This window comes from Halomonas sp. TD01 (assembly GCF_923868895.1).
Lineage (GTDB): Bacteria > Pseudomonadota > Gammaproteobacteria > Pseudomonadales > Halomonadaceae > Vreelandella.
This window is the reverse complement of record NZ_OV350343.1, coordinates 3,555,862-3,581,447: the sequence shown is the minus strand read 5'-3', so window position 1 is coordinate 3,581,447 and position 25,586 is coordinate 3,555,862. Positions and strand designations below refer to the sequence as shown.

Below are 25,586 nucleotides of genomic sequence, written 5' to 3'. Positions count from 1 at the left end.
GGGTAGTGCTGGCGAATTGGCCAGTGCTGGGGCAATAACGGAACGGATTGTAACACCCAGAGACGTAAGTCGCATCGATGTGCGGCGTTAACCGATGTTCATTACGCTACTTTTGTTACTATTCAGTACGCTAGGGGCGCTAACCATCTTTCCAGGAGGGATATAAAGAGCATGCGACATTCATGGTGGGGCGTTGTGTTTTTGGTGGTGTTGGTGGGCTGCGTCTATTTGTTAGATGCAGTACTGATGCCATTTATCGCTGGTTTAATTTTGGCCTACCTGGCTGATCCGTTGACCAATTATTTTCAGCGATTAGGCATGAAGAGAACCTGGGCGGTTAGCTGTGTCTTCTTAGTTCTGCTGCTGATACTTACTTTAAGCCTGCTTATTTTGATTCCGCTGGTTGTTCAGCAGACAAAACAGCTGGGAGAGGCGTTGCCGAGTGTATTCAACTGGGTTGAGAACATACTGGCGCCGCAAGTGCAGGAGTGGACGGGTTACGACTTAGGCGCAGAGTTAACGAATGTTAGAGAAACATTGATCGAAAACTGGCGTGATGCGGGTAGCTATGCGGCTCAGGCATTAAGTCAAATTGGCCGTTCTGGGATGGCCTTTGTTTCCTGGGTTACCTACGTTGCCCTGATTCCAGTGGTGACGTTCTATTTATTACTTGATTGGGACAGGCTGATTTCTAGTCTTGCTGATTTGGTTCCTCGTCAGTGGACAAACGATGTTTCCCGGTTGGCTCGACGCTGTGATGAGGTTCTGTCAGCTTTCCTACGTGGGCAGCTACTGGTCATGCTGTGTTTGGGTATTATCTATGCGACGGGCCTAACGTTGATGGGATTGAGCTTTGGTTTACTGATTGGTGTTGTGTCCGGGCTTGTCAGTATTGTGCCGTTTCTTGGCTTTATCGTTGGGTTAGTGGTGGCGCTCATCGTTGCGCTTTTCCAATTTGACACGTGGTGGGCTGTGCTGGGTGTGATCGCGGTATTCAGTATCGGTCAAGCGGCAGAAAGTGTCATACTTCAGCCTAAGCTGTTAGGCGATAAGATTGGTTTGCATCCTGTTGCGGTTATCTTTGCGGTACTGGCGGGTGGTCATCTTTTCGGCCTGACGGGGGTACTATTAGCATTGCCTGCAGCAGCGGTCATTATGGTGCTTTTAAGGGAAATTAAAGATCGTTATAAAGGCAGTGCTCTCTATGATGCCGAGCAACGTCCGCTAGAACAGCAACATCACAATGATGGACAGGGTCGTCACGATGAAAGGGAGTCACCATGAGCCGATTACCGGCACAGCTACCGCTTGGGGTAGGGTTGCGAGACGACGCGACATTTAATAATTACTATGCCTCACAAGCAAACGCTTCACTAATAGAGTACTTGAGCCGACAGCTTAAGTCTGATGCTGAGCCGTTCTTATATTTATGGGGCGCGCCGGGGAGTGGTCGTAGTCATCTCTTACAGGCAGCGTGTCATGCAGCCTCTGATGCAGACAAGCGGGCACTTTATCTTCCGCTGGCAGACCTTGGTCATTTTCCACCGCTGATGCTGGAGGACATTGAACGCCTGGATCTGGTCGCCATTGATGATCTTGAATATGTGATAGGGCGTAAGCGTTGGGAAGAGGCGCTGTTTCACGCCTTTAATCGGCTGCGTGATGCAGGCAAAGCCTTAGTGATTGCCGCCAATACGTCTCCACGCCAGTTAGATGTTGCATTGCCTGACTTGGCATCACGATTGACCTGGGGAGTTACGTTTCATCTGCATCCATTGGATGATAACGAACGCCTAGCGGCGCTAAAGCTTCGCGCCAACGTACGAGGAATGCAGCTGCCCGATGACGTAGGGCGCTATATTATGCACCGTGGGCCGCGGGAGTTGGGGGATTTGTGTCGTGCACTCGAGACGCTAGATCAAGCGTCATTATCCGCTAAGCGGAAATTGACCATTCCTTTCGTCAAGTCCGCTCTCAATTGGTAAAGCGCAATTGACAAAAAGCCCCTGCCAGATCACTGGCAGGGGCTTTTTAATGACAGCAAGTCAATAACTGCAACAGATTAAGCAGTTTTGCTCATTTTGCTAGCAGCAGCTTGTGCTTGCTTTACATTATCTTCTGTCAGTTTTTGGCCTTTCTGCAAGAAGTCCTGCTGAAGAGCAACGGCTTTATCCGCATCGCCTTTTACGCGCTCAGCCAGTTCTTTAGCAACTTTCTGCTGGCCTTCCATGTAGCTACGCAGGCCGTTAGCGTCTTTCACGCTCATCAGCTGACGCATTTGGGCGATGCCGGTATCAACGTAAGATTTGTTGGCATCAAGCTGTGCGTTAAGCATTTTTTCAGAGTAATCGATGCTTAGCGTCATGTATGCACGCACAGGTGCCATGAACATGTTGTCGAACTGCTGGGTCATTTCGTTGGTGTTAAATGTTTGCATGGTAAACACTCCTGTTCCATTGCCCACTAATCGGCCCATTGATTGACGGTGCCGTTAGTGTTGGTTGATCAGCAACGGTTTTGTTAAGCACCCACCGCAGCTGATATCTAGTTATCTTGCGTTGCAGCATAACAGGGGGTTTTGTGCAGTGCAACATTTCTGTGGAGTGAATTTAAAGATCGTGTGGATGTAGCTGTGTGAGTCGATGATGCACTCGAATTTACCTAACGCGCCGCTAGGGCTAGGCTTAAGCGTATAGATAACCGTTATCACTAAAATAATCATTGGGAAATGTGATGTTAGTGATGTGAGCGACGTTAGCTAAGTCGTCTTTAAAAAAGGAGTGCAAGGATGGATACACGTATTGAACGGGATAGCATGGGTGAGCTCGATGTGCCTGCAAATGCGCTTTATGGCGCTCAAACCCAACGGGCTATCAACAACTTTCCTGTCTCGCATACACCAATGCCCACGGCATTTATTCATGCTGTCGCGCGGATAAAGCTTGCCGCTGCGCGAAGTAACTGCCAGTTAGGTTTGCTAGATAAGCCCCGTGCAGAGGCGATTGAAAATGCGGCCCAGGCAGTGATTAATGGCCACCATGATGCGCATTTTCCGATCGATGTCTTCCAGACAGGGTCTGGCACGTCGACAAATATGAACGTCAATGAAGTGTTGGCGACGCTTGCGAGTCGTGAAGGGGTTGAAGTATCGCCAAACGACCACGTCAATATGGGGCAGTCGAGTAACGATGTTATTCCTACGGCCATTCACCTTTCGGCAGCGATAGCCGTTAATGAAACGCTTCGTCCCGCATTGGTGACGCTGCAGGCTACGATTGATCGAAGGGCCAGTGAGTTGGCTCACGTGGTCAAAACAGGTCGCACCCACCTGATGGATGCCATGCCACTGCGCATGGATCAAGAACTAGGAGCGTGGTCAAGCCAGGTGGGGCAGGCCATCGAGCGTTTTGACAGCGCTATGACCCGACTGTGCCGATTAGCGCAAGGCGGCACGGCGGTGGGCACTGGTATTAACGCGCCCGACGGTTTTGCCGAGCTAATGGCTAGCGACTTAAGTCAGCAAACCGGACTCCTTTTTGTGCCTAATGATAGCTTTTTTGCCAGTTTGGCATCCCAGGATGCTGCCGTAGAGTTATCGGGTCAGTTGAAGGGACTTGCATGTGTCGTCATGAAAATCGCTAACGATTTGCGTTGGATGAACTCAGGGCCGCTGGCAGGGTTGGGCGAGATTGAGCTTGAGGCACTACAGCCAGGTAGTTCCATTATGCCGGGTAAGGTAAATCCAGTGATTCCTGAGTCGGCCGCCCAAGCGGCCGCGCAAGTCATCGGCCTGGATGCTGCGGTGACGGTGGCTGGGCAGAGTGGTAACTTCCAGCTCAACGTGATGCTGCCGTTGGTGGCTTCGAATCTTCTCACGTCTATTACATTGATGAGTAACACAACCACCTTGCTGGGTGAGCGCGCTATCGCCACCTTTAAAGTACGAGACGATAATTTACAGGGACCGCTTGCTCGCAACCCTATCTTAGTGACTGCCCTTAATGGTGTGATTGGCTATAACGCTGCTGCCGCAGTGGCTAAAAAAGCCTATCAAGCTGGGCGACCAATTATCGACGTCGCGGAAGAAGAAACCGATCTGGATCGCGCAACGCTTGAACGCTTACTAGATCCCACTGTACTCACGAAAGGAGGCATACCGGAGTAGCCTCTTTAGGTTTCTTGCTTTTCCGTTTTGCCTTTTTGAATGGTTTCGTTCGCTTCTTGCCGCTCTTCTGTACTGGCATCGGGTGTTTCGTGTTCATCTTGGCGTGAGGGCCGATAGCAGAAAGTTGCCAATATAGGAAAGTGGTCAGATCCGAACGCCCCAAGGCGCTGCATGTTTACGAGGGTGAAATGCTCGCTTACAAACGCGTGGTCGAGAGGCCAGCGTAGCAGGGGGTAGTTGGCATGGAAGGTACTGAACATGCCGCGTCCGCGACGTGGGTCGAGCATCCCCCCTATGCGACAAAAACGTCGTGTTGTGCGTGACCAAGCGACATCATTCAGATCTCCGGCAACGAGAGTGGCCTTGGGGTTTCGGTGAATTTCTTTTCCAATCCATAACAGTTCTGCGTCACGCCATAGAGATTTTTCGCTTTCACTGGGTGCAGGCGGTCTTGGATGGACGGCAAATAAGCGAATGTGCTGACCGCTTTTAAGTTCTACCTGGGTGTGAATCGAAGGTATATCGTCCTGGATAAGCCACTTAACCTCAGTGTTTTTCAGCGCTAGGCGAGAATAAAGGTGCATGCCATAAAGGTTATCTAGTGGGATCTTAACGCTATGTGGCCACTGTTCGTCTAAAGCTGGGTCAAGCTGATCTTGCCACCATTGATCGGATTCTAGCGTGAGAATCATATCGGGCTGGTGATGCGTTATCATCTCCAGTAATTCTTTTGACTGACGGTTTGGTGTCAATACGTTGGCGATTAACAGCGTAATCATCTGGTCTTCAGGCGCGTTATGTGCGTTTTTTACCTGCACAGGCCAGAGCCTTGTCCATGGCAAGATGTAGCGTAATTGAAGCGCTAGCGTGGCGAATGAAACAAGTATCGCGGTAACGCGCCACTGCCCTGGGTCTAATAGCCACAGGCTTGCTAAGCCACACGCTAAAGCCAAGACGGCAACTTGCAGTCGGGGAAATTCAAAACTTCGCACCCACCACCAGCGCATAGGTACGCGGGCAATCAGTGTGGCGAGTAACAGTGAGATGGCGATGCATCCTAGCAAAGGCCCAAGCAAGGTTTACCTCCTGGTCTAACCGTAGATAGTTGTTAGTCTGTGATTAGCTTAGCGGCAAGGGGAGATAAGTGTCGATCTCACTTTGCAATTGAGGTGAGTTAGTTCATTTGCTCTATTTCAAAGAGCTAAAAACTACTTGCAATTCAGCTATGAAGCCGTAGAATACGCATCCGTTGCACAGCAGGACCATAGCTCAGTTGGTTAGAGCGCCACGTTGACATCGTGGAGGTCGGCGGTTCAAATCCGCCTGGTCCTACCATCTCGCTCGTGTGCAGCTAGTTACCTTTGTGTCAATATTTAGGACCATAGCTCAGTTGGTTAGAGCGCCACGTTGACATCGTGGAGGTCGGCGGTTCAAATCCGCCTGGTCCTACCAAATATCTGAAAAGCCCCATGCTAAGCATGGGGCTTTTTCTGTTACTGGTCGAGAAAGCGCGGTAGGTCTGTTTGGCGAATGAATGTTGCGACGAGTGCCTCAATGCCAGCCTGATCTTCTTGGCTAAAGCGTGCATGCTGCGGGCTATCTAAGTCGAGCACTCCCCAGAGGTGGCCGTTGATCACCACGGGGGCAACGAGCTCTGAGCGAGAGTCAGCATCGCAGGCGATATGGTCAGCAATAGTGTGAACGTCATCAACCCGTTGGGTAGCTTGTTGGCGAGCCGCAGCACCGCAAACGCCTTTACTAAAGGGGATTGGGTGGCAGGCAGGTTTGCCCTGAAAAGGACCAAGGCAAAGCTGGTTGGGTTGGCGCTGCAAATAGAACCCCACCCAGTTTACGTCGCTCAGTGCTTGCTGAATAAAGGCGCAGGTTTGTGCGCTGTTAGTTAGCCAGTCACGGGTGTCTAGCAGGGCTTCAAGCTGCCGGTTAAGCAGCGCATAATCAACGCTATGCATACGAATTCCTCATGGAGTTAAACACATCAGGCCAGCCCTAAGGCTGGCCTGATTACATCGATAGAGAAAACCGTACTGTTTATTCGATCCAGCCGGGCACAGCTGCGCCCTTAAACAATTCTTCCGCTTTTTCGATAACTTCATCGCGCTGGTAAGCGTCAACAAGTTGACGGATTTCTTCGCGCTCTTCATCGCCACCACGTACCGCAATCAAGTTGACGTAGGGAGATTCAGGACCTTCCTTGATTAGCGCGTCATTCAGGCTCAAGCCAGCCGGCTGGGCGAATGTATTGTTAATGAACGCCATATCCACGTCTGGTAGCACGCGGGGTAGCTGTGCTGCTTCAATTTCCCGGAAGCGGAAGTTGCGCGGATTTTCAGCGATGTCGATGGGGGTGGCTTCCAGGTTGCTCGGATCATTAAGTGTGATCAGGCCCTGGTTGTGCATCAGGATGAGTGCACGTCCTTCATTAGACGGGTCGTTAGGCAGCGCGATTTGAGCGCCATCGGGTAGCTCTTCGATGCTGTCGTATTTCTCAGAGTATGCGCCGATCGGGTAAACAAAGGTGTAGCCCGCGATGGCAAGATCGTATCCACGGTCATTGACCATAGCCTGTAGGTAGGGCTCGTGCTGGTAAGCGTTAGCGTCTAAGCTGCCATCGGCGAGGGCGGCGTTCGGCGTGACGTAGTCGGTGAACTCAATGATCTCGACGTTTAGATCGTACTCTTCTTTGGCAATTCGAGCTGCCACTTCCATGACTTCGGTTTCCGGACCCGCCACAGTGCCCATTTTGATGGTGCGTGTTTCTGCGTTGGCAACGTTAACCGCGAGTGCTAAGGCAGTCAGGCTGCCGATAAGTAGTTTTTGCATGGTGTCACTCCTGTGGCACAGTAGATGTTGGATGTGATTATACGGCAATAAGAAACAGAATTCTAATGCGTTTTAGTTATATTCAGCTATGCCGATAAAAGGCGCAGACTATCATTACTTGCGGTCGCTTTTACGCACCAAGTAGTCGCCCAGGCTTTGGAAACCTTGAACCATCACTACCAGAATAACCACCGTAATCAACATAATGGTGGGGTTGAAGCGGTTATAACCATAGCGAATTCCCAAATCACCAAGACCACCGCCACCTACGGCCCCTGCCATGGCGGAGTAGCTTACTAGTGTCACTAGCGTAATCGTCAGCCCTGTGATGATGCCGCCCCTTGCTTCAGGGATCAGTACCTTGGTAATGACTTGCCAGGGGGTTGCACCCATTGATTGGGCGGATTCAATCAGCCCAGGGGATATCTCGTTAAGCGCGCCTTCAATCAGGCGAGCCACAAATGGAATAGCGGCAATAGTTAACGGCACCGAGGCTGCATTAATGCCAATAGAGGTGCCTACCAGCATGCGCGTGAACGGAATGATCGCCACCATCAAAATGATAAACGGGATTGAGCGGCCAATATTGGTAACAATGCCGAGCACTTGGTTAAGTGCCGGCATCGCTAGAATCTGGCGGGGGCGAGTCACGTAAAGCATTACGCCAAGTGGCAGGCCAAGTAGGGTGGCGATCACACCTGAAACAGCCACCATATAAAGCGTATCCAGCGTGGCTTGTAAAATAAGATCAAACATTGCGCTGGACATGACCAAGTACCTCTACCTGTAGTTGATGTGCTTCTAGATAAGCCATTGCTTCCTGAGTTTGTGCGGGGCTGCCGAGCAGCTCAGCAATCATTAGCCCTAGCGTGCGGTCTTGAATGGATTCGACCTTTGCTTGGAGTATGCTGACGTCAACGCTGCACTCCCGCGCTAAGCGTGAAATAAGGGGGGTCGAAACGGCGTCGCCAGAGAAGGTTAATCGAACAACGGGGTGAGTGTGCTCGCTGGGCGTGTCGCTCAAACGCTCGATCAGCTCTTTAGGTGGGCTTAGCTGTAAAAAGTCATTCAGAAATTCCCTGCCCAGCTGCGTGCTAGGCGCAGTAAAAAAATCACCGACCTCAGCGTCTTCAACAAGCTCGCCATCGGAAATGAGGCTTACGCGGTGGCAAATAGATTTCACCACCTCCATTTCGTGAGTGATCAACAAGATGGTGATACCAAGCTGCTGATTAATTTCTCTCAACAGCTCAAGGATGGAGCTGGTGGTCTGGGGGTCTAGTGCTGAAGTGGCTTCATCGCACAACAATACGTTAGGTTTGCTGGCTAGTGCGCGGGCGATGGCGACACGCTGCTTTTGACCGCCAGAAAGCTGGGCTGGGTATTGTTTGGCTTTATCAGACAAGCCGACCAGCTCTAGCAGCGGTAATACGCGATTCTTTATAGCGCTGCGACTTTCGCCCATTAGCTCAAGGGGGAGTGCCACATTATCAAATACTGTGCGTGTGGTTAGCAGATTGAAATGCTGGAAAATCATTCCAATACGGTGCCGGGCGCGGTTTAATTCGCCGCGACTAAGACGGGTCATTTCCTGGCCATCGACTGATACGCTGCCAGTGCTTGGTCGTTCAAGCAGGTTGACGCAACGGATAAGGGTCGATTTGCCTGCGCCCGAAAGGCCAATAACGCCGTGAATAGTGCCTTTCGGAATCGTTAAATTAACGTCTTTTAGGGCATGAACGGCACTATTGCCGGTGCCATAGGTTTTACTAACGTTGCTAATTTCAATCATAGCGTCTGCCTTAATGGTAGGCCGAAGACGGAGTGCGAGGGGGCAAGCGTAGGGCGGGAAATAAAAAAAGGCCACCCTTGCGGGTGGCCATCAACGCTGGACACACCCTTTTAGCTGCACTTCACCAGGCCATTGGCTTGGTGGACGCCCGCAATCTGGGTACAAATCGGCGTCATTACATTTGCGGCGAAAGTCTAAAGAGTGGTGGGTGCCTTGTCAATTAGAACCGTTCTATTTGATGTTTTTATGCAATCATTTAGGGTTATTTCCTGATTCAATGATCTCTGTTAGTGATTAATTCTAATGAGTGTCGATTCAACTGCTTGTTATCAGAAAAAAAACCGTTTCAACGTTTGTATCAAGACTTCTGGCTGCACAAGGTCTGGGCATTAGTAGTAAGCTTGCACAAAATTTTAGAACCTATTTTATCTTTAATGCGTGGAGAAAGAGGACGTAGCAATATGTTTACAGGCATCGTGCAAGGCGTGGCTGAAGTCGTCGCTGTTAAAGAACTAGAAGAGTTTCGCACCCACGTAGTCGCATTGCCGGAAGCGTTGCGCGAAGGGCTCACCATTGGCGCGTCGGTAGCCCATAACGGTGTTTGCCTAACGGTAACCGCGATAGAAGATGGGAATGTCAGTTTTGATCTAATGCGTGAAACGTTGCGTTTGACAAATCTTGGTGCAATTGCACCAGGTCAGTGCGTCAACATAGAGCGCGCGGCGCGTTTTGGTGATGAAATTGGTGGGCACTCCATGTCTGGCCACATTATTTGTATGGCCAATGTGGTGGCGATAGAAGAGGCACCTAACAATCGTCGGCTTTGGTTTTCACTGCCTGAGAAAGTCGCTAAGTTTGTATTCGAGAAGGGATACATTGGTGTTGATGGTATTAGCTTGACGGTAGGTGACGTAAGACCCGCGGGCGATGGTGCTGGGGTTGAGTTCAGTGTCAATCTGATACCGGAGACGTTGGCGCGCACGGTTTTAAAAGATCGGTTGCTAGGCGACAGAGTCAATATCGAGATTGATCCACAAACTCAGGTGATTGTTGAAACAGTTGAACGCGTGTTAGCGAGTCGTCTTTAATCGTGTTTTTTGTCTTACCGTTGACCGATCGGTTAGCTCATGGCCTGAAGTTTGCTATTCATAATAGATAGGTGGGTGACTTCCCACCAACGCTAGCGGCACACGGGGCACTCGCAACGCGTAGAGCCTTTAGGTAGTATGTGCGGCTTTTCTCGCATCAAGGGACGCATTCAGCGTAAGCGCGAAGGATAAAAACGACATGAAACTTCTGGACAATTACTTCAAGCTCACCGAGCAGAAGACCAATGTAAAGACCGAGGTGATCGCGGGATTCACCACCTTCCTTACAATGGCTTATATCATTTTCGTCAACCCGAGCATTCTCTCGGAAGCGGGGATGGATTACGGCGCGGTATTTGTTGCTACCTGTGTCGCGGCTGCCATCGGCTGTTTTGTCATGGGGCTTTGGGCAAACTATCCGATCGCGCAAGCACCTGGTATGGGGCTGAATGCCTTCTTTACCTATGGTGTTGTACTGGGAATGGGCTATACCTGGGAAGCGGCATTAGGGGCTGTATTCTTCTCGGGCTTTGCGTTTTTTCTGCTAAGTATTTTTAAAATCCGCGAATGGATCATCAATTCTATTCCACTTTCATTGCGTTTGGGCATTGCCGCGGGTATTGGCTTGTTCCTTGCGATGATTGCACTTAAAAATGCCGGTATTGTAGTGGCCAATCCAGCCACTTATGTGGCGCTGGGTGATCTGTCTGAACCCCCTGCGCTGTATGCGCTGCTGGGCTTTTTCGTTATTACAGCACTTTCTTACCTACGCGTAACCGGTGCGGTAATGATCGGCATTTTGGGTGTCACGGTCCTGGCGATGCTGTTCGGTCATAATCAGTATGGCGGTATTATGTCGATGCCGCCTTCGATTGCTCCCACCTTCATGGCAATGGATCTGATGGGTGCGCTGGATGTAGCGATGCTAAGTGTTATTTTTGCCTTCTTGTTTGTAGATCTGTTTGATACCTCAGGCACGTTGGTAGGTGTGGCGCATCGTGGCAAACTGCTGGATGAAAATGGCAAACTGCCGCGTATTGGCCGCGCCATGATGGCAGATAGCACCGCCTCTATGGCAGGCGCTGCATTGGGTACCTCGACAACGACTAGCTATATCGAATCAACCGCAGGTATCGCTTCCGGTGGTCGTACCGGTTTGACGGCTGTTGTGGTCGGTTTGCTGTTTTTGATTAGTCTTTTCTTTGCGCCGTTAGCAGGGTCCATTCCTGCTTACGCGACGGCAGGGGCGCTGCTTTACGTGGCCGTTTTGATGGCGGGCAGCTTAGCCCACGCAAATTGGGAAGACCCTACCGACGCTGCGCCTGTACTGATCGCAGCACTGGCTATGCCGCTGACTTTCTCAATTGCTGAGGGGATTGCGCTTGGCTTTATTAGCTATGTGGCAATCAAGGCGCTCTCGGGGAGGTTCAGCGATTTGAACCCTGCCGTCATAACGCTGGCACTGCTATTTGCAGCAAAGTTTCTTTTCCTGGGTTAATTACCCGCTTTATTCTTAATCAATGAGAGACGCGATGAGCATCTACGGCGACTACATTAAGTCCGTTATTCGCACGGTTCCTGACTGGCCAGATCAGGGCGTAAATTTTCGTGATATCACGCCGCTACTGCAAAATAGTGCTGCCTTTCGTAAGCTGATTGATAGCTTTGTGCACCGCTACCAGGAAATGAACTTAGATGCCATCGCGGCTATCGACGCCCGTGGCTTCATTATTGGTGCACCGTTGGCCTACGAGTTAGGCTGCAGCTTTGTTCCTGTTCGCAAAAAAGGCAAGCTGCCGTTCAAGACAATCAGTGAGACCTATACGCTTGAGTACGGTCATTCCGAAGTTGAGCTTCATTCTGATGCTTTCCAGAAAAATGATCGTATCCTGCTGATGGACGATTTGATTGCCACCGGCGGCACCATGCTGGCAGCTGCGAATCTGATTCAACGCTCCGGTGGGCACGTGGTAGAAACTGCAACCATTATTGACTTGCCTGAGCTAGGCGGTTCCCAGAAAATTCGCGATGCTGGTTATAGCGTATTCGCGGTATGTTCATTCACCGAAGACGAGTAACGCCTTTTATGAGCAGCGAACGCTATCATCAGCACTTCACCATTTCCTGGGATCAACTGCACCGCGATGTGCGTCAACTTTGTCATCAGCTAATTGAGCGAGACTTCAAAGGTATCGTCGCGATTACCCGTGGTGGATTAATACCTGCGGCGCTTATCGCTCGTGAGCTCAATATTCGCTTGATCGATACCGTTTGTATCAAAAGCTATGATCATATGGACCAAGGCGGTTTAGACATCATGAAGGGCGTTGATCATGATGGTGATGGTTGGCTGCTGGTAGATGACTTGGTGGATACCGGTAAAACCGCCCGAGCCGTTCGTGAAATGCTGCCTAAGGCGCATTTTGTGACAATGTATGCCAAACCAGAAGGGCGCCCTCTGGTTGACCAATATCTTACCGAAGTGGCCCAGCAGTGTTGGATCCAATTCCCTTGGGATATGGGCATTGCTTATGTTGAGCCGCTGGCGGACCAACTGAAGAAGTAATATGGCTAACCCGCTACCCGACGATTGGAATCAATGGCTTGGGCAAGAGTTTCAGGCTGACTATATGTCAGCCCTGAAAACATTTTTGGCCCAAGAAAAATCAGCCAAGAAAGTTATCTACCCGCACTCATCACATTGGTTTCGCGCTTTTGAGCTGACGCCTTTAGCCTCTGTGAAAATCGTTATTCTAGGGCAAGACCCTTATCACGGCCCAAACCAAGCTCACGGGTTGTGCTTCTCGGTACAGCCGGGTATTCAAGTGCCTCCCTCGTTGGTCAATATTTATAAAGAATTAGCTGCTGATGTGGGGTTTACACCTGTGCGACACGGCTTTTTGGAATCGTGGGCAACACAGGGTGTGCTGCTGCTTAACACCGCATTAACGGTTGAGCAGGGTAATGCCGCTTCACACCGTGGTAAGGGGTGGGAACACTTTACTGATTGCGCGATTGATACCGTCAGTCGGCATGCTGAGCCGTGCGTTTTCTTGTTGTGGGGCAGTCATGCGCGCCAGAAAAAAGTCCTGATTGATCAGTCACGCCATTTGGTGTTGGAATCCCCGCATCCTTCGCCACTCTCTGCACATCGAGGTTTTTTTGGTAATCACCACTTTTCCCGGGCCAATCAGTTTTTAACAGAGCATGGGCGCTCTCCGATTGAGTGGCAATTGCCGGAAACCTCTTAACCTACTGGTCAGTTGCGGGTAGAATGGCGCGCAATTTTGTAAGCTTGTCGATGCGACCTAGGTCGCCATCCTGAATCCCATGCCGCGAGGAAGTCCCATGAGTGTTTACGCCATTAATCATCCGCTTGTTCAACATAAGCTGGGACTGCTGCGCGAAGCTGATTTGAGCACCAAGAGCTTCCGAGAGCTAGCAGGTGAAGTGGCTAAGCTTCTGACCTATGAAGCAACAAAAGGTCTAGAGCTTGAGGATCATGAGATTCAAGGCTGGAACAACGAGCCTATCGCGACGCGTCGCTTAAAAGGAAAAAAAGTAACGGTTGTGCCAATTCTGCGAGCCGGTTTAGGCATGCTAGAGGGCGTAACTGACCTAATCCCAAGCGCACGCGTCAGTGTAGTGGGTCTTTATCGTGATGAAGAGACTCTTCAGCCAGTGCCTTATTTCGCCAAGTTCGCCAATGATATTGAAGAGCGCATGGCGCTAGTTATCGACCCTATGCTTGCGACTGGTGGCTCAATGGTTGCGACGCTAGATATGTTACGTGAACGTGGTTGTGAACATATGAAAGTCATTGTGCTGGTAGCTGCCCCTGAGGGCATTAAGCGAGTTCAGGACGCGTATCCAGATGTTGAGATTTACACAGCATCCGTTGATGACCGGCTAGATGAGAACGGTTATATCGTCCCTGGTTTGGGAGATGCCGGCGATAAGATCTTCGGGACGCGCTAAGCACTCCGACTGACAATGCCCCTTACGCTTCGCGTTGGGGGCATTTTTTTGGCTAACCACCGACAACGAAAACATTGGAAACGTTTAGATGAGACATTCAGCAAGTCATGAGTCTTGGCCCAAAATGCTGCTGACAGGTGCACAAATGCTATTCGTAGCCTTTGGTGCGCTGGTATTAGTACCGTTGTTGACTGGGCTAGATCCCAGTGTCGCACTATTTACGGCGGGTATTGGTACGCTGGTGTTCCACGGCATTACCAAACAGACTGTGCCGGTTTTCTTGGCGTCATCATTTGCGTTCATTGCACCTATTCAAGGCTCGATTGCAAGCTTCGGTGTATCGGCCACGCTGGGTGGCTTGATGGCGGCAGGGGTGGTGTACGTTGCTATTTCTCAAGCAGTACGTGTTAAAGGCACCGCTTGGTTGCACAGACTGTTGCCGCCTGTCGTGGTCGGGCCGGTCATCATGGTGATTGGTTTAGCGTTGGCGCCAGTCGCTGTCAGTATGGCGACAGGAGAGACAAGCGATAACATTGGTTATGGCCAAGCGATTTTCCTTTCCATGGCTAGCTTGCTGGTGACGCTTATATTGGCTGTTTTCGGGCGTGGAATTTTACGCTTGGTGCCGATTATGGGTGGCATTGCAGTGGGGTATGGTTTGGCGCTTGTTATGGGCGTTGTCGATTTTACCCCCGTGCGTGACGCTGCTTGGCTATCAGTGCCCAGCTTTACCGCGCCGAGTTTTCACTGGGCGGCTATCTTATTCATGATTCCGGTCGCGATTGCCCCTGCGGTTGAGCATATCGGCGACATGGTGGCGATAGGTTCAGTTACGCGCAAAAACTATCTAGAGAAGCCAGGCCTTCATCGCACCCTGCTAGGCGATGGGTTGGCGACAATAGCGGCTGCGCTGTTTGGCGGTCCCCCTAATACCACCTATTCAGAAGTGACGGGGGCAGTGACGCTGACTAAGGCATTCAACCCCATGTACATGATCATCGCCGCGGTGATTGCGATTGTCCTGGCCTTTGTGGGTAAGCTGGGCGCGTTACTGCAAACTATTCCTGGTCCTGTGATGGGCGGTATTATGACCCTGCTGTTTGGTTCGATTGCGGTGGTGGGTATGAATACTCTGGTGCGTGCAGGTCAATCATTAACTGCGGCGCGCAATCTCGTGGTGGTTTCATTAATTCTAGTATTTGGAATAGGTGGAATGCAGTTTGGTGGCGGTCAGTTCACTCTCCAGGGCGTGAGCTTGGCGGCATTGGTTGGCATTGCGCTAAACTGGCTCTTACCTGTTGAAAAAGAGGGCGAGTAGCCACTCAGCCACCGCTTCATAATTGGGAGTCGTTAATGGAAGAGGTCATTGATAGTCCATTTCCTGTGCTAGGTATTGCCGCGTGGAGCGGTACTGGTAAGACGACCCTGTTAGCACAGCTTTTGCCTCGTCTGCGTGAAGCGGGGCTCAGGGTGGGCGTAATAAAGCATGCTCACCATAGCTTTGATGTCGATCAGCCAGGAAAAGATAGCTATAAACTTCGTCAAGCTGGCGCTGCACCGATGTTGATTGCATCCCGAGAGCGTTTTGCCATGATGCAAGAGACACCTGACCAAGAAGAGCCAGATTTGGTTTATCTCTTGTCACTGATGACCACCCAGGCGCCAGACTTGGTCATTGTGGAGGGTTTTAAGGCGTGGCCAATTCCTAAGCTAGTCCTGTACCGTGCGGGTATTGGAGACGATTCCATTGTCAGTGGCGATTGGGTGCAAGCAGTGGCGTCAAGTGGCCCGCCGCCCCAGTCAATTCACCCGACAGCCAAGCACCTGGACCTGAATAATATCAAAGCGATCACTGAGTGGATAATGGAATGGATGAATGCTCAGCCCAACGCTGTGCTAAATAAATTAGCAGCTTCCACACATCTGTAGCTTTATAACACCGTGGTTTGATTACAAGGGTAACGATATGCAGCTAACTCACCTCAATACACACGGCGAAGCCAATATGGTTGATGTCGGAGATAAGCGAGAGACCCGCCGCGAGGCGGTAGCGTCTGGACGTATCGTTATGCAGCCTAAAACGTTGCAACTGCTAAGTGATGGCGAGTTGCCCAAAGGTGATGTACTGGCAACTGCTCGCATTGCGGGTATTCAGGCGGCTAAGCGAACGCATGAATTGATCCCGTTGTGCCATTCATTAGCGCTTTCAAAGGTCTCCGTGGACTTCGATATTGATCACGCTAACGGTTGTGTTCATGTCTCCGCGCTGTGCCGTCTTAATGGCCAGACAGGGGTGGAAATGGAGGCCCTGACAGCCGTGTCAGTGGCTTGTCTGACGCTTTACGATATGTGTAAAGCGGTGGACAAAGACATGCGTATCGAAGCCGTTCAGTTGGAAAGCAAGCGGGGCGGTGTTCGTGGTGATTACCAACGAGGCTTGCCAGAACCTATTGTGACTGGCGGTGGCGTTGCGGGAGAAGTCAGCTTAGGAGAGCGATGTGCATCCCCTTGCGTTCGGGTTAAGTTTCTTGCTGAGCTGCGTGAACGCGTGGAAGAAAGTGACCTGTCCATTGGGCTTGATCAGCTGCCAAGCCGAGATGTGGCTGGGTTAAAAGCGGCATTAAGCGCTAGGGATGCACGCTTTAACGTGCTGTCAGAGCAGCGCACGCTGTGTGCTATCAACCAAGTGATGGCAAACGATAGTGCGCGTCTCACCGATGAGGATGAAGTGGCCTTCTTTCCTCCTGTGACGGGGGGGTAATCAGATGGCTGATATAGTAGAAACTGAGATGGATATTGCCGTTAGGGTTCAAGAAGAACCATTTAAGATGGATGATGGCTATGAGAGCTTGCTTCGCAAGCGTACCGATATTGGCGCTATTGTCACCTTCACAGGGCTGGTGCGTGACTTTAATGAAACTCCCGACGTTATCGGACTCACTCTTGAGCACTACCCTGGAATGACCGAGCGCACATTAACGCAGATTGGTGAACAGGCTTATCAGCGTTGGGCGTTACAGGCCGTACAGATTATCCATCGCATTGGTGACTTGACACCGGGAGACCCTATTGTGCGGGTTCTGGTGGCCAGTGCTCATCGCCGTGATGCTTTCCAAGCCTGTGACTTTATTATGGATTTTTTAAAAACTCAGGCGCCATTTTGGAAGAAAGAGCACTCCCGTCAGGGCGCTTACTGGGTAAAAGAGCGGCACACCGATCAGCAAGCTGCAGAGCGCTGGTAGGCAATATCGCCAATGGCTTAAAAATCGCTGCCAAGCGCTTCTGAAGTGGGCATTTCGGTTGCCATTATCTGCAAATGCACATCTGGCATGTGCTGAAGGTGGTTGGCTAACCAATGAATTAGCCTTGGCTGCAGTGCTTGACGCAAATCTGCCAAGGTCTCTGATGCTATTTCTTCCAATTGGTCATCCAGCCATTCGCTGAAACTATCTTCGTCGAGTGGGCTGGTGCCGCTGGCATCTAGCATCAAGCGGCCAATGCGGCACCAGCCAGTGTCGGTAGCCGTAACGGGAAGTGCTAAGAACAAACTGCCGCGCCGCGATGAATGGGAGCCGGTATCAAGCCCTGGGTGAGGCACGACGCTGTTCTGATTAACGATGCAAGGCGGTTGGGGATAGCGAGCTTCGCAGCGTAACCCTAGATTATCGAACATTAACATGTCGCCATTTACCGGAGCGAGTGGGGCGTTAATGCCGAGGCTGGCGGCAATTTTCTGATGGGCTGCTTGATGGCGCGCCTCCCCATGAACCGGCAGCAGCGTTTTCGGACGAACCCACTGATACAGCTTTCTTAGCTCATCTTCGGCAGGATGTCCGGTAGCGTGTAGTTCTGGATGGTTCATTTCATCGAAAATTGACACGCCAAGCTGTGCTAAGCGTTTTTTAAGCTGTTCAATAGGCCGCTCGTTGCCTGGTATGGCTTTAGCAGAAAAAATAATGCTATCGCCTGGCTCCAAATCCACAAACGGATGTCTCCGCTGTGCTAAACGCTGCAGCGCGGCGCGTGGTTCGCCTTGACTACCCGTGGCAATAATCACAACCTCTTCTGGCGGCAGATAGCCTAAATCGTGGGGCGGCACTAGCGGCGGAAATTCGTCTAGATACCCCAGGCCTTTCGCCACACTCACCATGCGCTCCATTGAGCGGCCCATGAGGCTGACGCGTCGGCCACACTGTTGTGCAGCAAGCCCAATAGCTAACACGCGTGCGAGATTACTGGCAAAACAAGACACAACCACGCGGCCTGTGCACTGTTTTAAGGTGTGGGCGAGTGCTTTAGCAACATCGCCTTCACTACCCGAATGACCAGGCATCGGGGCGTTAGTGGAGTCGCCTACAACTAAATCAATAGGCGCGAGCGCGCGAAATTGAGCAGCGTCAATGGGAGAGCCAATGAGTGGGGTGGGGTCTAGTTTCCAGTCCCCTGTGTGCAGCACGCGATAGTCGCCTGCCTGCATTAGAATGGAGCAGCTTTCAGGAATCGAATGGGTAACCTGAAGGTAGCGTAGCGTGAAGGGGCCAAGCTCCATTGCATCGCCTGGTTCCACGACGTGTATAGCGGCGCTACTAAGCTGATGCTCTGCAAACTTATGGCGTAGCAATCCCGCGGCTAATGGCGTAGCAAAAATAGGGCAGTTCCATCTGGGCCAGAGCCACGCCACGGCTCCAATGTGATCTTCATGGCCGTGGGTAATATAGAGCGCCTTGGGGATAATGTTTAGCGCTGCTAACGTATCTGTATTGGGCACCTGCAGCGGGGAGTTAGGTAGATCCTGGCGAATCATCATGCCGCAGTCGACGGCGATCCACTCATCGTCGTATCCATACAGCGTAAGGTTCATTCCAATTTCACCACACCCACCTAGCGGCAGCAGGCGCAGGGGTGGACGACGGCGGGGACGAAGTTGAACGCGTGGTGGATGCATCAGTAATGAAAAGCCTAAAAAGTAAGACCTTAACTATACGGGAAGGCAGGGGCGGGTAACAATCATCGTGGCATTCGGCTGCGGTGCTTCCTTGATGTGCATAAGGTACACTATTTCGTCTATATACAGCCTTCCTGCCGTTGGTAGGTGCTTGTCGAACGTGCCGTTAAAATATGTCAAGAGTGTTTATTTATGTCTCATTATTACCGTTTGGTGGTTTCTTGCCCTGATCAAGTGGGCATTGTGGCGCGTGTCTCAAGCTTTATTGCTCAACAAGGTGGTTCTATCACTGAAGCAAGCCAGCATTCTGATCTTGAGACTGGCCGGTTCTTCATGCGATACGAAATTTTGGCAGATTCGCTGGGTATGTCGGCGGAGGCCTTACGCAGTGCATTTGAGCCCGTGGCTGAAGCCTTTAATATGCAGTGGTCGCTGGTTGATACTCAAAAGCGCAGGCGTGTGGTGCTGATGGTGTCGCGTGAGTCTCACTGTCTGGTTGATCTGCTTTATCGTTGGCAGGCAGGGGAGCTTGATTGCGATATTGTCGGGGTTATTTCAAATCATGAAGATATGCGGTCACTCACTGAGTGGTATGGCATTCCTTACCATCATGTGCCCGTAGACCCTGATAACAAGCAGGCCGCTTTTGAGCAGGTTCAGGCACAGATTGATAGTGCCCGGGCAGACTGCGTTGTGCTAGCACGTTACATGCAGATTTTGCCGCCTTCTCTCTGCTCGCGTTACGCGGGGCGAGTGATTAACATCCACCACAGTTTCTTACCCTCTTTTGCCGGTGCCAAGCCTTATCATCAAGCTTACCAGCGTGGGGTTAAGCTTATTGGTGCCACCTGTCACTATGTCACCGAGGAACTGGATGCTGGGCCGATTATTGAACAAGATATCCATCGGGTAAGCCACTGCCATACGCCGACGGACCTAGTGCGCTTTGGACGCGATGTTGAAAAAGCGGTATTGGCGCGTGGCCTACGATGGCATTTAGAAGACCGAGTATTAATCCATGGCAATAAGACTGTAGTGTTTAGTTAATCAGGTTTTTTAGTGAATTAAGGTTTATAGCTGACTTGTCGTTAACTGATATGTAGATAGGGGCCTCCATGTCTTTCGCGCAAAGTGTTTTAGCTCCCTGGGCATTGGTCCTGACGTGGTTGGTATCGCTTAGCGTACTTGCGTGGGTGCTATGGCTGCGCCCCTGGCAGGCGCTGGTAGAGGATGTGGCACTTCAGCATCGCTGGTTGGCCACAACGCTTGCCGTAGTGTTGATGTGGCAGCTCCGTGCTCAGGCAGTGGATTGGTTAACTCTGCACTTAGTGTTCACGGTCTTAATGGCGTTGGTATTTAAAGTGCCTCTCGCGTTAATCAGCAATGTGCTGATTAACATAGCGATGTCAGCCATTGGTCGCAATGAATGGGTATTATTAGGCGCTAATGTACTAGTAACCGGCATTGTGCCTGCGGTCATTACTGGGCTGGTATGGCGATTGGTAGACCGGCGACTACCGGATAACTTGATGGTCTTTCTATTTGCATGCGGCTTTTTTGGCGCTGCGCTTGCAACATTGGGAGGTGGGTTATCAGCTGTCTTGCTAATAATCGCGGCGGGTACCGACTCTGAGGCTATATACTTAGCCCAAGAATATGCGCGCTTTTTACCCCTATTAATGCCATCAGAGGCCTTCATTACGGGCATGTTGCTTAGCATTTTGCTGGTGTACCATCCGAGCTGGGTGGCCACGTTCAATGATCATCGCTATATAGACTCTCAGTAACGTTGCATTAGCCGTAGAGGCACCTATCGGTTGCCTCTACGACATTCATGCAGGCTTGCTTACCCCAATGCTTGGCCGTTACCGCCACGTATGACACCGACACCCACCCCTTCGATATCTAACTGCTGCGTACGTAGGTCAATTTCTATAGGCGCAAAGTCGCTGTTTTCGGCAATTAGTGTCACCGTATAGCCCTGTCGTTTAAAGCGCTTTACGGTCACTTCATCTTCGAGTCTAGCTACGACAATCTGGCCGTCACGAACTCGATCTGTGCGATGAACAGCAAGAAGGTCACCCTCCAGTATGCCAACATCCTTCATTGATAAACCTCGCACCCGAAGTAGGTAATCCGCCTTGGGGGTAAAGTACTCAGCGGGTAGTGGGCAATAACGATCAATGTGTTCCGCTGCTAGAATCGGGCTTCCTGCAGCGACTTCCCCAATGACAGGTAAGCCATTCGGTAGGGGCTCCACGTTGGTGGCAGGCGTTGTTGGCGAGACGTCACTTACATCCTGCGGTTCCTGATTAGGCAGTCGGATTCCACGTGAGGTATTGCGAATGATGCGGATAGCACCTTTGCGCTCAAGTGCTCGTAAATGCTCTTCGGCAGCGTTAGGAGAACGAAAGCCCAGCGCTTTGGCGATTTCTGCACGAGTCGGCGGGTAGCCAAATTCACCCATCGTTTTAACAATGAAATCAAAAACATGCTGCTGACGAGCAGTGAGTGGACGCGACATAACAAACTCCAAAAAATTGAACAAAAACAGTGATTATATGTCTGCTTAAACAGTATGTGGTTAAGTATACAGTATGTTGCTCTGTCCAGTACATGCAAGAGCGCTTGCAATGGCAGTCGCTGTGGTAAGTACATCAGAATTAGAGGGAGAGTGATGAATTTGGAAATGCTGCTATCTCAACGGCAAACTCGATAGCGTCATTCGGGATAGCGTCATTCGGTAGGTGTTTGAATATGTGCCCAAGGCGCTTTTTTGCGTTGGACAAAAAGCTAAAGATAAGTGATTGAGCCAAATAACGTTATGGCATAGTATTTAACGATGTTTTAAACACTCGTTTTCTGGAGGGCGCTATGGCGCAATCTGATACGGTAACGCGTATCCTCGATACCGCTGAGGTGCTATTTGCCGAGCGTGGTTTCGCCGAAACGTCGCTGCGCAATATTACCAGTAAAGCGCGGGTCAATTTGGCTGCTGTCAATTACCACTTTGGTTCTAAAAAGGCGCTTATTCAAGCGGTGTTTGCGCGCTATTTAGACCCGTTCTCGCAACGCTTTCATACGGCGCTTGATGAACTTGAAGCGCAGTACAAGGGGGATGTGATTCCCCTTGAAGTACTGTTGGAAACAATGGCAGGTACGGTGCTAGCAGTGCCCGCTGAGCGCAACAGCCTGAAGGTGTTTATGCGTCTCCTAGGGTTGGCGTATAGCCAGGCACAAGGGCATTTGCGACGTTATATCCAACAGCAATACGGTGACGTGTTCACCCGCTTTACTGAGCTGGTGCGCCAAGCAACGCCAGATTTACCTGATGCTGAGCGTTTTTGGCGACTGCATTTCATGCTTGGTACCGTGATTTTTACGCTGTCTGGTTTAGATGCACTGCGGGACATTGCCGCGAAAGACTATAATGAGCAAGTAACGGTAAGGGACTTAGTAAGACGTTTACGTCCGGTGGTGGTTGCCGCCATGAATGCACCGCTGCCGCCTGCTGTTGATGAAGGACATTATGCGAAAGCCTACGCTAGCTGAGCTACCCCCTCAGGATGAAGGGTGGATAGAGATCAATACCAAACGACAGCAGCTATGCTGGTGGCAGGGGCGTACGCTGCAACACACGTGTGCTGTGTCAACCGGTGAGAAAGGCGTAGGGCAGCAGGAGGGAAGTGGTCAAACCCCTCTTGGATGGCACTATATACGCGCATCGATAGGTGGTGGATTACCTGATAATGCAGTGTTTCGGGGGCGTCGGTGGACTGGAGAGGTGTTTACACCGCTACTCGCGGCGGAATTTCCTCACCGTGATTGGATATTAACGCGCATCTTGTGGCTGTGTGGTTTAGAAAAAGGGGTGAACCGAGGCGGGAGTGTCGATACACAGCGTCGTTACATCTATCTTCACGGCACACCAGCTGATCAACCGATGGGCGTTGCTGCTTCACACGGCTGTATCCGGTTGCGAAATAGTGATCTGCTTTATCTTTTTGATCATGCGCGGCCAGGTACACCCGTTTGGCTTCACGATGGTCAAGTCTAGGCAACTTATTTACTGTTTTTTTGACACGCGAGACTGATCAACTAAAATTGACGGCCCTTTTGTTGGATCCATCACAATGACTCAATCTTTAGGCCCGGTCATGCTCGACCTTGAAGGGCCGCGATTAACTAAAGCTGAAAAACATCTTTTGATGGACCCTGCGGTGGGTGGTGTCATTTTATTCGCTAGAAATGTCGAAAATGCTTACCAGGTTCGAAAACTTTGCAGTGATATTCGTTGCGTCCGCAGCGAGCTTTTACTTGGTATTGATCAAGAAGGTGGCCGGGTTCAGCGGATCAAAGATGGCGTTACTCGCATGCCTGCCATGGCACGCATTGGCGATCTATTTGCTGAGGATCCGGCATCCGGTCTTGCATTAGCTAAAGATGCGGGTTGGTTGCTGGGCATGGAAATGGCCGCGTGCGGTCTTGATCTCAGCTTTGCCCCTGTTTTAGATGTTGAAAGTGGCATATCCAGCGTTATCGGTGATCGCAGTTTTAGCACTGATCCTGAGCACGTCGCAGCGCTGGGTCATAGCTTTATCAACGGTTTGCATGAAGCGGGTATGGCGGCGGTAGGTAAGCATTTTCCTGGTCATGGTGGCGTTGCCGCTGACTCACATGTGGCGTTACCTGTGGATGACCGCCCCCTGGCACTTATTAAACAGCGTGATCTTGTTCCGTTTAGCCAGCTTGCGGCTCAGCTTGATGGTGTTATGCCGGCTCATGTTATTTATAGCGCGTTTGACTCACGTCCTGCCGGTTTCTCTCCTAACTGGTTGGGAATGCTAAGAGAGTCCCTAGGGTTTAAAGGCTGCATTTTTTCAGATGATTTAAGCATGGCGGGTGCTCATGAAGCGGGTGATCCGAAAGCACGCGCTAACGCTGCCCTTGCCGCTGGGTGTGACATGCTGCTGGTCTGTAATGATCGCTCAGCAGCGTTAGAAGTTGTTGAGGCATGCCAAGGGTTGCAAAGTAAACGACCAACCAAACTACGCTATGGCCGGGCCCGCCCGGACGTGGATGCGCTAACGGCACTAGGTCGCTGGCGTCGCACCCACGCCAAATTAGAAGCGCTGGCAAATTAAGCACATCCTTTCTTAAGTCATTTACTAGTTAACCCCTTCCTGGAGTAACCCAATGTCCAAACTGGATAAAGAGGCGCTTGAGTCGCTCGACTCAATGCGTGAGCTGATGGATAACGCTGATTGCTTAATTTCTCAGGAGCAGGTTGAGCGTGCGTTGGATCGAATGGCTGAGGCAATTAGCAAAGATCTAGGGGATAAGTTACCGGTTTTTTACTGCGTAATGAATGGCGGTTTGATTACCACAGGACACCTGCTAACTCGATTAGGTTTCCCTCTTGAAGTGGATTATCTGCATGCGACTCGTTATCGCAACGAATTACGTGGTGGCGAACTTTTTTGGCGCGTTTCTCCAGAAATTCCCATGGCGGGGCGCCACGTAGTCATCGTTGATGACATTCTTGATGAGGGGTCTACGTTAGCGGCCATTCTTGCCTACTGCGAGGAAGCCCAAGCGGCGAGCGTTACTACGGCCGTGCTGGTGGACAAGCAGCACGACCGTAAAGCGGTGCCAGGCTTAAAAGCCGATTACTGTAGTCTTGAAGTCGCAGATCGTTACGTTTTCGGTTTCGGTATGGATTACAAAGGCTACTGGCGTAACGCCCCAGGAATATTTGCCCCCAAGGGAATGTGATGGTTTGGCCTAGCGGGGCGAAAAGCGTCTAGCTAGGCCTGTCTCCGCAATCATTCGGGTTGATATCTCTTCTACTGAAAAGCGCGTCGTGTCGATGAACGGAATGTGCATTGAGCGATATAGCGATTCAGCCTGTTCAACTTCTCGCAAGCACTGATCCATCGAGCTATAGCGGCTGTTGGGGCGGCGCTCGTTGCGTATCGCTGCTAGTCTGCGAGCATCAATCGTTAGGCCAAACAGCTTGTGCCTATGGGGGGCTAATGCTCTAGGCAGCTTTAAACTGCCATCTTCATCCAGGTCATCTTCAGTCAGAGGGTAGTTAGCTGCTCGAATGCCGAATTGAAGCGCTAGATAAAGAGAAGTGGGGGTTTTTCCGCAACGTGAGACGCCAACCAGAATAATATCGGCTTTATCGTATTGGTGAGTCCGCGCACCATCATCATTATCTAGCGCAAAATGGACGGAATGAATGCGGTCCATGTAGACATCATCGCTACCAATCGAGTGCGTTCTGCCGACGCTGTAAGAGGAGTGTGTTTCTAGCTCTTGTTCTAGGGGCTCTAAAAAGGTGGAGAAGATATCCACCTTGAATCCGGAGGCCTGTCGAATGACGTTGCGAATATCTTGATCCACAATAGTATCAATGATGATTGGGCGCTGGCCGTCTCGGTTGGCGGTAGACTCGATGATTTCCGCTAATGCTTGAGCCTTTTCCAGCGTATCAATGTAGGGCTTTGTCAGCATATCAATTTCAACATCACTAAATTGAGCTAACAGACTGCGTCCAAGGCTTTCTGCCGTAATGCCAGTACCATCAGAAATAAAAAAGGCTGTTCGCTTCATCACTAAATCCGTCAATAAGTAAAGTTGCTATTGTGGGTTGGGCGGTGGATTAGCACAATCATTGCCAAGCGATTCACCCGTCGATTCGTTTAAAATTAGCTAATAAAAGCTATCTAATAAAAACCATCTAATGAAAGCTATTTAATAAAAACTACCTCA

Annotated in this window: 28 protein-coding genes and 2 tRNA genes; 21 read left to right on the top strand and 9 right to left on the bottom strand. The window is 50.8% G+C overall.

The window, feature by feature from the left end:
• Window positions 1-171: 171 nt before the first annotated feature.
• On the top strand, window positions 172-1,284 hold the full coding sequence (locus L1X57_RS16245; RefSeq protein WP_009723440.1) for an AI-2E family transporter: 1,113 nt from the start codon (window positions 172-174) through the stop codon (window positions 1,282-1,284).
• Window positions 1,281-1,985, top strand: a complete 705-nt coding sequence (gene hda / locus L1X57_RS16240; RefSeq protein WP_009723439.1) for a DnaA regulatory inactivator Hda — start codon at window positions 1,281-1,283, stop codon at window positions 1,983-1,985. Before L1X57_RS16245 ends, hda begins: the two co-directional genes overlap by 4 nt.
• 77 nt (window positions 1,986-2,062) lie before the next feature.
• Here the strand turns inward: hda and L1X57_RS16235 are convergent, their stop codons facing one another.
• Window positions 2,063-2,437 carry a phasin family protein gene (locus tag L1X57_RS16235; RefSeq protein WP_009723438.1) on the bottom strand — a complete coding sequence of 125 codons (375 nt, stop codon included), beginning with the start codon at window positions 2,435-2,437 and terminating at the stop codon, window positions 2,063-2,065.
• Between the two features lie 351 nt (window positions 2,438-2,788).
• Between L1X57_RS16235 and L1X57_RS16230 the strand changes: the two genes are divergently transcribed.
• Window positions 2,789-4,165: a class II fumarate hydratase gene (locus L1X57_RS16230; protein WP_009723437.1), complete on the top strand. Its 1,377-nt coding sequence runs from the start codon at window positions 2,789-2,791 to the stop codon at window positions 4,163-4,165.
• Between the two features lie 5 nt (window positions 4,166-4,170).
• Here L1X57_RS16230 and L1X57_RS16225 read toward each other — a convergent pair whose 3' ends face one another.
• Entirely contained in the window at window positions 4,171-5,241 is a 1,071-nt protein-coding gene (locus tag L1X57_RS16225) for an endonuclease/exonuclease/phosphatase family protein (RefSeq protein ID WP_009723436.1), read from the bottom strand.
• Between the two features lie 182 nt (window positions 5,242-5,423).
• Between L1X57_RS16225 and L1X57_RS16220 the strand changes: the two genes are divergently transcribed.
• Together L1X57_RS16220 and L1X57_RS16215 are read left to right on the top strand one after the other, a co-directional pair.
• Window positions 5,424-5,500 (top strand) — tRNA-Val (locus tag L1X57_RS16220).
• Between the two features lie 40 nt (window positions 5,501-5,540).
• Window positions 5,541-5,617: transfer RNA gene (locus tag L1X57_RS16215), tRNA-Val, on the top strand.
• Between the two features lie 41 nt (window positions 5,618-5,658).
• Here L1X57_RS16215 and L1X57_RS16210 read toward each other — a convergent pair.
• The 4 genes from L1X57_RS16210 to L1X57_RS16195 form a co-directional block, all read right to left on the bottom strand.
• On the bottom strand, window positions 5,659-6,135 hold the full coding sequence (locus tag L1X57_RS16210) for a GAF domain-containing protein (protein WP_009723435.1): 477 nt from the start codon (window positions 6,133-6,135) through the stop codon (window positions 5,659-5,661).
• Window positions 6,136-6,214: 79 nt separating this feature from the next.
• Complete coding sequence (locus L1X57_RS16205; RefSeq protein WP_009723434.1) at window positions 6,215-7,006, bottom strand: MetQ/NlpA family ABC transporter substrate-binding protein; 792 nt, start codon at window positions 7,004-7,006, stop codon at window positions 6,215-6,217.
• A 114-nt stretch (window positions 7,007-7,120) separates the two neighbouring features.
• On the bottom strand, window positions 7,121-7,774 hold the full coding sequence (locus tag L1X57_RS16200) for a methionine ABC transporter permease (protein WP_009723433.1): 654 nt from the start codon (window positions 7,772-7,774) through the stop codon (window positions 7,121-7,123).
• Entirely contained in the window at window positions 7,755-8,798 is a 1,044-nt protein-coding gene (locus L1X57_RS16195) for a methionine ABC transporter ATP-binding protein (protein ID WP_009723432.1), read from the bottom strand. Before L1X57_RS16195 ends, L1X57_RS16200 begins: the two co-directional genes overlap by 20 nt.
• A gap of 461 nt (window positions 8,799-9,259) precedes the next feature.
• Between L1X57_RS16195 and L1X57_RS16190 the strand changes: the two genes are divergently transcribed.
• From L1X57_RS16190 to moaE, 10 genes are all read left to right on the top strand, one after another.
• Window positions 9,260-9,886, top strand: a complete 627-nt coding sequence (locus tag L1X57_RS16190) for a riboflavin synthase (RefSeq protein WP_039869192.1) — start codon at window positions 9,260-9,262, stop codon at window positions 9,884-9,886.
• A gap of 199 nt (window positions 9,887-10,085) precedes the next feature.
• On the top strand, window positions 10,086-11,384 hold the full coding sequence (locus L1X57_RS16185; RefSeq protein ID WP_009723430.1) for an NCS2 family permease: 1,299 nt from the start codon (window positions 10,086-10,088) through the stop codon (window positions 11,382-11,384).
• Between the two features lie 34 nt (window positions 11,385-11,418).
• Complete coding sequence (locus L1X57_RS16180) at window positions 11,419-11,964, top strand: adenine phosphoribosyltransferase (protein WP_009723429.1); 546 nt, start codon at window positions 11,419-11,421, stop codon at window positions 11,962-11,964.
• Between the two features lie 8 nt (window positions 11,965-11,972).
• Entirely contained in the window at window positions 11,973-12,452 is a 480-nt protein-coding gene (gene gpt, locus L1X57_RS16175) for a xanthine phosphoribosyltransferase (RefSeq protein WP_009723428.1), read from the top strand.
• A 1-nt stretch (window position 12,453) separates the two neighbouring features.
• Window positions 12,454-13,137: a uracil-DNA glycosylase gene (ung, locus tag L1X57_RS16170; protein ID WP_009723427.1), complete on the top strand. Its 684-nt coding sequence runs from the start codon at window positions 12,454-12,456 to the stop codon at window positions 13,135-13,137.
• A gap of 97 nt (window positions 13,138-13,234) precedes the next feature.
• Window positions 13,235-13,864 carry a uracil phosphoribosyltransferase gene (gene upp / locus L1X57_RS16165; RefSeq protein ID WP_009723426.1) on the top strand — a complete coding sequence of 210 codons (630 nt, stop codon included), beginning with the start codon at window positions 13,235-13,237 and terminating at the stop codon, window positions 13,862-13,864.
• 88 nt (window positions 13,865-13,952) lie between these two features.
• Complete coding sequence (locus L1X57_RS16160) at window positions 13,953-15,182, top strand: uracil-xanthine permease family protein (protein WP_039869106.1); 1,230 nt, start codon at window positions 13,953-13,955, stop codon at window positions 15,180-15,182.
• Between the two features lie 35 nt (window positions 15,183-15,217).
• Window positions 15,218-15,793, top strand: coding sequence for a molybdopterin-guanine dinucleotide biosynthesis protein B (gene mobB, locus L1X57_RS16155; RefSeq protein ID WP_009723424.1), 576 nt, complete (start codon window positions 15,218-15,220; stop codon window positions 15,791-15,793).
• Between the two features lie 37 nt (window positions 15,794-15,830).
• Window positions 15,831-16,625: a cyclic pyranopterin monophosphate synthase MoaC gene (gene moaC / locus L1X57_RS16150; RefSeq protein WP_009723423.1), complete on the top strand. Its 795-nt coding sequence runs from the start codon at window positions 15,831-15,833 to the stop codon at window positions 16,623-16,625.
• Window positions 16,626-16,629: 4 nt separating this feature from the next.
• Entirely contained in the window at window positions 16,630-17,106 is a 477-nt protein-coding gene (moaE, locus tag L1X57_RS16145) for a molybdopterin synthase catalytic subunit MoaE (RefSeq protein WP_009723422.1), read from the top strand.
• Between the two features lie 17 nt (window positions 17,107-17,123).
• Here the strand turns inward: moaE and L1X57_RS16140 are convergent, their stop codons facing one another.
• Complete coding sequence (locus L1X57_RS16140) at window positions 17,124-18,725, bottom strand: ribonuclease J (RefSeq protein ID WP_009723421.1); 1,602 nt, start codon at window positions 18,723-18,725, stop codon at window positions 17,124-17,126.
• 276 nt (window positions 18,726-19,001) lie between these two features.
• On the opposite strand from L1X57_RS16140, the gene purU reads away from it, so the two are divergent.
• Both purU and L1X57_RS16130 read left to right on the top strand, forming a co-directional pair.
• Window positions 19,002-19,856, top strand: coding sequence for a formyltetrahydrofolate deformylase (purU, locus tag L1X57_RS16135; RefSeq protein WP_009723420.1), 855 nt, complete (start codon window positions 19,002-19,004; stop codon window positions 19,854-19,856).
• A 68-nt stretch (window positions 19,857-19,924) separates the two neighbouring features.
• Window positions 19,925-20,596: an energy-coupling factor ABC transporter permease gene (locus L1X57_RS16130; RefSeq protein WP_009723419.1), complete on the top strand. Its 672-nt coding sequence runs from the start codon at window positions 19,925-19,927 to the stop codon at window positions 20,594-20,596.
• A 59-nt stretch (window positions 20,597-20,655) separates the two neighbouring features.
• On the opposite strand, the gene lexA is transcribed toward L1X57_RS16130, so the two are convergent.
• Window positions 20,656-21,333 carry a transcriptional repressor LexA gene (gene lexA / locus L1X57_RS16125; protein ID WP_009723418.1) on the bottom strand — a complete coding sequence of 226 codons (678 nt, stop codon included), beginning with the start codon at window positions 21,331-21,333 and terminating at the stop codon, window positions 20,656-20,658.
• A 350-nt stretch (window positions 21,334-21,683) separates the two neighbouring features.
• Between lexA and L1X57_RS16120 the strand changes: the two genes are divergently transcribed.
• The 4 genes from L1X57_RS16120 (at window position 21,684) to L1X57_RS16105 (ending at window position 24,584) form a co-directional block, all read left to right on the top strand.
• Window positions 21,684-22,361: a TetR/AcrR family transcriptional regulator gene (locus tag L1X57_RS16120; RefSeq protein ID WP_009723417.1), complete on the top strand. Its 678-nt coding sequence runs from the start codon at window positions 21,684-21,686 to the stop codon at window positions 22,359-22,361.
• Window positions 22,339-22,866 (top strand): L,D-transpeptidase, encoded by a 528-nt coding sequence (locus L1X57_RS16115; RefSeq protein WP_009723416.1) that lies wholly within the window; start codon window positions 22,339-22,341, stop codon window positions 22,864-22,866. Before L1X57_RS16120 ends, L1X57_RS16115 begins: the two co-directional genes overlap by 23 nt.
• 76 nt (window positions 22,867-22,942) lie before the next feature.
• Entirely contained in the window at window positions 22,943-23,953 is a 1,011-nt protein-coding gene (gene nagZ, locus L1X57_RS16110) for a beta-N-acetylhexosaminidase (RefSeq protein WP_009723415.1), read from the top strand.
• A 52-nt stretch (window positions 23,954-24,005) separates the two neighbouring features.
• Complete coding sequence (locus L1X57_RS16105; protein WP_009723414.1) at window positions 24,006-24,584, top strand: hypoxanthine-guanine phosphoribosyltransferase; 579 nt, start codon at window positions 24,006-24,008, stop codon at window positions 24,582-24,584.
• Between the two features lie 9 nt (window positions 24,585-24,593).
• On the opposite strand, the gene ppsR is transcribed toward L1X57_RS16105, so the two are convergent.
• On the bottom strand, window positions 24,594-25,427 hold the full coding sequence (gene ppsR, locus L1X57_RS16100) for a posphoenolpyruvate synthetase regulatory kinase/phosphorylase PpsR (RefSeq protein ID WP_009723413.1): 834 nt from the start codon (window positions 25,425-25,427) through the stop codon (window positions 24,594-24,596).
• Window positions 25,428-25,586 lie beyond the last annotated feature (159 nt).

Excerpts from the sequence above, each read along its gene's own strand:
- gpt (WP_009723428.1), top strand. The coding sequence starts at position 11,973 with ATGAGCAGCGAACGCTATCATCAGCACTTCACCATTTCCTGGGATCAA.
- L1X57_RS16115 (WP_009723416.1), top strand. The coding sequence starts at position 22,339 with ATGCGAAAGCCTACGCTAGCTGAGCTACCCCCTCAGGATGAAGGGTGG.
- L1X57_RS16235 (WP_009723438.1), bottom strand. The coding sequence starts at position 2,437 with ATGCAAACATTTAACACCAACGAAATGACCCAGCAGTTCGACAACATG.
- L1X57_RS16160 (WP_039869106.1), top strand. The coding sequence starts at position 13,953 with ATGAGACATTCAGCAAGTCATGAGTCTTGGCCCAAAATGCTGCTGACA.
- L1X57_RS16210 (WP_009723435.1), bottom strand. The coding sequence starts at position 6,135 with ATGCATAGCGTTGATTATGCGCTGCTTAACCGGCAGCTTGAAGCCCTG.
- L1X57_RS16195 (WP_009723432.1), bottom strand. The coding sequence starts at position 8,798 with ATGATTGAAATTAGCAACGTTAGTAAAACCTATGGCACCGGCAATAGT.
- moaC (WP_009723423.1), top strand. The coding sequence starts at position 15,831 with ATGCAGCTAACTCACCTCAATACACACGGCGAAGCCAATATGGTTGAT.
- ung (WP_009723427.1), top strand. The coding sequence starts at position 12,454 with ATGGCTAACCCGCTACCCGACGATTGGAATCAATGGCTTGGGCAAGAG.
- L1X57_RS16140 (WP_009723421.1), bottom strand. The coding sequence starts at position 18,725 with ATGAACCTTACGCTGTATGGATACGACGATGAGTGGATCGCCGTCGAC.
- L1X57_RS16180 (WP_009723429.1), top strand. The coding sequence starts at position 11,419 with ATGAGCATCTACGGCGACTACATTAAGTCCGTTATTCGCACGGTTCCT.
- L1X57_RS16105 (WP_009723414.1), top strand. The coding sequence starts at position 24,006 with ATGTCCAAACTGGATAAAGAGGCGCTTGAGTCGCTCGACTCAATGCGT.
- moaE (WP_009723422.1), top strand. The coding sequence starts at position 16,630 with ATGGCTGATATAGTAGAAACTGAGATGGATATTGCCGTTAGGGTTCAA.
- L1X57_RS16190 (WP_039869192.1), top strand. The coding sequence starts at position 9,260 with ATGTTTACAGGCATCGTGCAAGGCGTGGCTGAAGTCGTCGCTGTTAAA.
- L1X57_RS16205 (WP_009723434.1), bottom strand. The coding sequence starts at position 7,006 with ATGCAAAAACTACTTATCGGCAGCCTGACTGCCTTAGCACTCGCGGTT.
- L1X57_RS16185 (WP_009723430.1), top strand. The coding sequence starts at position 10,086 with ATGAAACTTCTGGACAATTACTTCAAGCTCACCGAGCAGAAGACCAAT.
- upp (WP_009723426.1), top strand. The coding sequence starts at position 13,235 with ATGAGTGTTTACGCCATTAATCATCCGCTTGTTCAACATAAGCTGGGA.
- purU (WP_009723420.1), top strand. The coding sequence starts at position 19,002 with ATGTCTCATTATTACCGTTTGGTGGTTTCTTGCCCTGATCAAGTGGGC.
- L1X57_RS16120 (WP_009723417.1), top strand. The coding sequence starts at position 21,684 with ATGGCGCAATCTGATACGGTAACGCGTATCCTCGATACCGCTGAGGTG.
- hda (WP_009723439.1), top strand. The coding sequence starts at position 1,281 with ATGAGCCGATTACCGGCACAGCTACCGCTTGGGGTAGGGTTGCGAGAC.
- L1X57_RS16130 (WP_009723419.1), top strand. The coding sequence starts at position 19,925 with ATGTCTTTCGCGCAAAGTGTTTTAGCTCCCTGGGCATTGGTCCTGACG.
- lexA (WP_009723418.1), bottom strand. The coding sequence starts at position 21,333 with ATGTCGCGTCCACTCACTGCTCGTCAGCAGCATGTTTTTGATTTCATT.
- mobB (WP_009723424.1), top strand. The coding sequence starts at position 15,218 with ATGGAAGAGGTCATTGATAGTCCATTTCCTGTGCTAGGTATTGCCGCG.
- L1X57_RS16200 (WP_009723433.1), bottom strand. The coding sequence starts at position 7,774 with ATGTCCAGCGCAATGTTTGATCTTATTTTACAAGCCACGCTGGATACG.
- L1X57_RS16245 (WP_009723440.1), top strand. The coding sequence starts at position 172 with ATGCGACATTCATGGTGGGGCGTTGTGTTTTTGGTGGTGTTGGTGGGC.
- ppsR (WP_009723413.1), bottom strand. The coding sequence starts at position 25,427 with ATGAAGCGAACAGCCTTTTTTATTTCTGATGGTACTGGCATTACGGCA.
- L1X57_RS16230 (WP_009723437.1), top strand. The coding sequence starts at position 2,789 with ATGGATACACGTATTGAACGGGATAGCATGGGTGAGCTCGATGTGCCT.
- nagZ (WP_009723415.1), top strand. The coding sequence starts at position 22,943 with ATGACTCAATCTTTAGGCCCGGTCATGCTCGACCTTGAAGGGCCGCGA.